Source organism: Ancylobacter sp. GW821-FHT10E12 (assembly GCF_058809335.1).
On record NZ_JBXASN010000041.1, the window covers coordinates 1 to 3,815 of the forward strand.

At 71.1% G+C, this 3,815-nt stretch carries 3 protein-coding genes; all 3 read left to right on the forward strand.

Translation table 11 applies throughout. From position 1 onward, the window contains the following. The coding region (locus tag AC1RU4_RS26175; protein ID WP_492894783.1) for an NAD(P) transhydrogenase subunit alpha at positions 1 to 1,119 on the forward strand (1,119 nt) is incomplete at its 5' end. A 708-nt stretch (positions 1,120 to 1,827) separates the two neighbouring features. Continuing rightward, positions 1,828 to 2,328 carry a proton-translocating transhydrogenase family protein gene (locus tag AC1RU4_RS26180; protein WP_492894785.1) on the forward strand — a complete coding sequence of 167 codons (501 nt, stop codon included), beginning with the start codon at positions 1,828 to 1,830 and terminating at the stop codon, positions 2,326 to 2,328. A 10-nt stretch (positions 2,329 to 2,338) separates the two neighbouring features. Then, positions 2,339 to 3,742 carry an NAD(P)(+) transhydrogenase (Re/Si-specific) subunit beta gene (locus tag AC1RU4_RS26185; RefSeq protein WP_492894787.1) on the forward strand — a complete coding sequence of 468 codons (1,404 nt, stop codon included), beginning with the start codon at positions 2,339 to 2,341 and terminating at the stop codon, positions 3,740 to 3,742. Positions 3,743 to 3,815 lie beyond the last annotated feature (73 nt).

Here is a 3,815-nt window from a genome sequence, read left to right on the forward strand (position 1 = left end):
CCCCGGGTTTCGGCGTCTGCCGACACGGTGAAGCGTTACGTGTCGCTTGGGGCGGCGGTTTTTGTTGCGTCGGGGGCTGGTGTGGGGTCTGGGATCCTGGACGCGGACTACGCGGCGGCGGGGGCGTCGGTGGTGGCGGGCAATGCGGCGGCGGGGCAGGGCGCGGATGTCGTGCTCGCGGTGCGGCGGCCTTTGGCGGCGGACCTGGCGGGGGTCGCTCCCGGGGCGCTGGTGATCGCCATCGCCGATCCCTATGGCCACGAGGCGGCGCTTTCCGAGATCGCGGCGACCGGGGTGAGCCTGTTCGCCATGGAGCTGATGCCGCGCATCACAAGGGCGCAGGTGATGGACGTGCTGTCCAGCCAGGCCAACCTGGCCGGCTACCGGGCGGTGATCGACGCCTCGGCGGAGTTCGGCCGGGCGTTCCCGATGATGATGACGGCGGCGGGCACGGTGCCGGCGGCGCGGGTGTTCGTGATGGGCGCCGGCGTGGCCGGGCTGCAGGCGGTGGCGACGGCGCGGCGTCTGGGCGCGGTGGTGTCGGCGACCGACGTGCGGCCGGCGGCGAAGGAGCAGGTCGAGAGCCTCGGCGGCAAGTTCGTCGCGGTGGAGGATGACGAGTTCAAGCAGGCCGAGACGGCGGGCGGCTACGCCAAGCCGATGTCGGCGGAGTACCAGGCCAAGCAGGCGGCGCTGGTGGCGAGCCATATCGCCAAGCAGGACGTGGTGATCACCACGGCGCTGATCCCCGGGCGGGCGGCGCCGAAGCTGCTGTCGGCGGCGATGGTGGCGTCGATGAAGCCGGGCTCGGTGATCGTCGACCTGGCGGTGGAGCGCGGCGGCAATGTCGAAGGCTCCGTGGCGGGCGAGGTGGTGACCACCGGCAACGGGGTCCGGATCGTCGGCCATCTCAACGTGCCGGGGCGGCTGGCGGCGACGGCGTCGCAGCTTTACGCCAAGAACCTGTACGCCTTCGTCGAGACGCTGGTGGACAAGGGGTCGAAGGCGCTCGGGGTGAAGTGGGACGACGAGCTGGTGAAGGCGACGCTGCTGACGCGGGGCGGGGCGGTGGTGCACCCGTCCTTCGGCGGCAAGGTGGAGAGCACGGCGGCGGCGTGAGGGCGGGGGCCCGAGGTCGCCGGAGGCGTGCGGCAGGGGGGCCTGGCTTCGGGGCACGGGGCACGGGGCTTCGGGGCACGGGGCTTCGGGGCTAACCTTCGGGGTCCGGCCCTGGGCGGCGCGCGGCTGCGGCGCGGGGGTGCGTCCTTGGCTCGGAGGAGTTTGTCCTTGGGCTTGCCGGAGGCAAGACCCGAGGGCTCGCACCTCAGGATGAGGACGGTTCCGCCGGTTGCACCGTTCTTCCCATGAGGGCGTGACGCCTCTCTGCCGGAAGACGGGACGTCTCCAAGGTCTCCTTCCTCCTGCTGAGGAGTGGGCGGAGCCCCGCGTTCTTCGGGACCCGGCGGTGCTCCCCCTCACCCGGCGCGACGCGCCGACCTCTCCCCCTCGGGGAGAGGTGAAGAGGGCGCTCCAGGCCTGTACGGCCCGCTCCCTCTCCCCGCGGGGAGAGGGGTGGGGTGAGGGGGCTCCGCGTGTCGGGCTTCCGGGAGCGTCTCTCCCGTTTGCACCGGTCTCGCCGGACGCGGCCCGACGACACATGCCGGGCGAGCGGCCCGGCAGCGATCTTCAGGCGGGGGCGGTGCTCCCGCCGCATAACGAGAAACGATGAGAGGCCGGGGCGGCGGAGCGGCGCCCGGTCGAGGCGAGGCGGCGGGCGGCGCAGGCATGAGAGCCTCGGCCGACCCGGGAAGGACGGGGAGAGGGAAGATGGCCAATCCATCGAGCGTGCCGGCGGATCCGGCGCAGGCGCTGGAAGCCGCGCGGGCGGCGGCCGAGATCGCCAAGCGGGCGGCGGAGGCGGCGCAGGCCTATGCGGAGGCGGCGGCGCAGGCGGTGCACTCAGGCGGCGTCAGTGATGCCGCCGGGGCGGCGGCGCATGCGCTGTCGGGCGGGGCGATCGACCCGTTCGTGTTCCGGCTCGCCATCTTCGTGCTGGCGGTGTTCGTCGGCTATTACGTGGTGTGGTCGGTGACGCCGGCGCTGCACACGCCGCTGATGAGCGTCACCAACGCCATCTCCTCGGTGATCGTGGTCGGGGCGCTCTTGGCGGTCGGGGTCGACACGGTGGCGGCCAACGGCGCCTGGGTGGAGGGCACCGGCTGGGCGCGCGGCTTCGGCTTCATCGGGCTGGTGCTGGCGAGCGTGAACATATTCGGCGGCTTCCTGGTGACCAGCCGGATGCTGGCCATGTACTCGAAGAAGAAGTGAGGGCGACGGGATGAACGCCAATATCGTCGCGCTTTTGTACCTCGTCTCCGGGGTGCTGTTCATCATGGCGCTGCGCGGGCTGTCGAGCCCGGCGAGCTCGCGGCAGGGCAATCTGTTCGGCATGGTCGGCATGACCATCGCGGTGCTGACCACGCTGGCCTCCTCGCCGCCGGCGGGTCTGGGCGGCTGGGCGCTGGTGATCGGCGGCCTCGCCATCGGCGGCGGCGCCGGGGCGGTGATCGCCCGCAAGATCGCCATGACGCAGATGCCGCAACTGGTGGCGGCGTTCCACTCGCTGGTCGGCCTCGCCGCGGTGATGGTGGCGGCCGCCGCGCTCTACGCCCCCGCGGCGTTCGGCATCGGCGCGCCGGGCGCCATCCACGGCCAGGCGCTGGTGGAGATGAGCCTCGGCGTCGCCATCGGCGCCATCACCTTCACCGGCTCGGTGATCGCCTTCGCCAAGCTCAACGGCAACATGTCGGGCAAGCCGATCCTGCTGCCGATGCGCCATGTCATCAATGCCGGCCTGGCGGCGCTGATCGTGCTGCTGGTGGTGGTGCTGACGCTCACCGAGAGCCACGCGGTGTTCTGGCTGATCGTGATCGCCAGCCTGGTGTTCGGCGGGCTGCTGATCATCCCGATCGGTGGCGCCGACATGCCGGTGGTGGTGTCGATGCTGAACTCCTATTCCGGCTGGGCGGCGGCGGGCATCGGCTTCACGCTGGGCAACACGGCGCTGATCATCACCGGGGCGCTGGTGGGATCGTCGGGCGCGATCCTGAGCTACATCATGTGCAAGGGGATGAACCGGAGCTTCGTGTCGGTGATCCTCGGCGGCTTCGGCGGCGATGCGGCGGCGGGACCTGCGGGGGCGGTGGAGACGCGGCCGGTCAAGCAGGGCTCGGCGGAGGACGCGGCGTTCATCATGAAGAACGCCGCCAAGGTGATCATCGTGCCGGGCTACGGCATGGCGGTGGCGCAGGCGCAGCATGCTCTCAGAGAGATGGCGGACCGGCTGAAGGCGGAGGGCGTCGAGGTCAGCTACGCCATCCACCCGGTGGCGGGGCGGATGCCCGGGCACATGAACGTGCTGCTGGCGGAGGCCAACGTGCCCTATGACGAGGTGTTCGAGCTGGAGGACATCAACTCGGAATTCGCGCAGGCGGACGTGGCGTTCGTGATCGGCGCCAACGACGTGACCAACCCGGCGGCGAAGACCGACCCGAGCTCGGCGATCTACGGCATGCCGATCCTGGACGTGGAGAAGGCGAAGACGGTGCTGTTCATCAAGCGCGGCATGGCGGCGGGCTATGCCGGGGTGGAGAACGAGCTGTTCTTCCGCGACAACACCATGATGCTGTTCGCCGACGCCAAGAAAATGGTCGAGGACATCGTCAAGAACCTCGCGCACTGAACAGCCGGGAGGGCGGGGCGGCGGTGCTCCGGCAGGGCGCTGGCCGACGCCGCCGCGACACGCAAGACAGGGG